Genomic DNA, 385 nt, shown 5'->3' on the forward strand with positions numbered 1-385 from the left:
TGGGTCTGTAGCTCAGCTGGTTAGAGCGCACCCCTGATAAGGGTGAGGTCGGTGGTTCAAGTCCACTCTGACCCACCAATCTTTCCTACTCTGCGTTGGATGATAACTCGTTTAGTCAACTAAACGTCGCTATCAACCGCCTTGATTAGAAACGATTGGCAAGCCAATTTTTTTGGTAAGACCTTCATAGAAGGTAAACGTAAAATCTCAACTGCATGTAAATGGGGCTATAGCTCAGCTGGGAGAGCGCCTGCCTTGCACGCAGGAGGTCTGCGGTTCGATCCCGCATAGCTCCACCATTTACACTTATCATGACGATAAGCATATGCATAGGTTAGAGATGCCAAAGATAAACGAAATTTTATCTTTGGCTTTTTTAAGCCCG

The 385-nt window shown here is 46.2% G+C and carries 2 tRNA genes; both read left to right on the plus strand.

What is annotated here, in order from left to right:
• Position 1: 1 nt before the first annotated feature.
• A tRNA-Ile gene (locus tag AAEY99_RS21245) sits at positions 2 to 78 on the plus strand.
• Positions 79 to 223: 145 nt separating this feature from the next.
• Positions 224 to 299, plus strand: a tRNA-Ala gene (locus AAEY99_RS21250).
• The last annotated feature ends 86 nt before the right edge of the window (positions 300 to 385 follow it).

Source organism: Shewanella sp. S1-58-MNA-CIBAN-0166 (assembly GCF_040310085.1).
GTDB lineage: Bacteria > Pseudomonadota > Gammaproteobacteria > Enterobacterales > Shewanellaceae > Shewanella.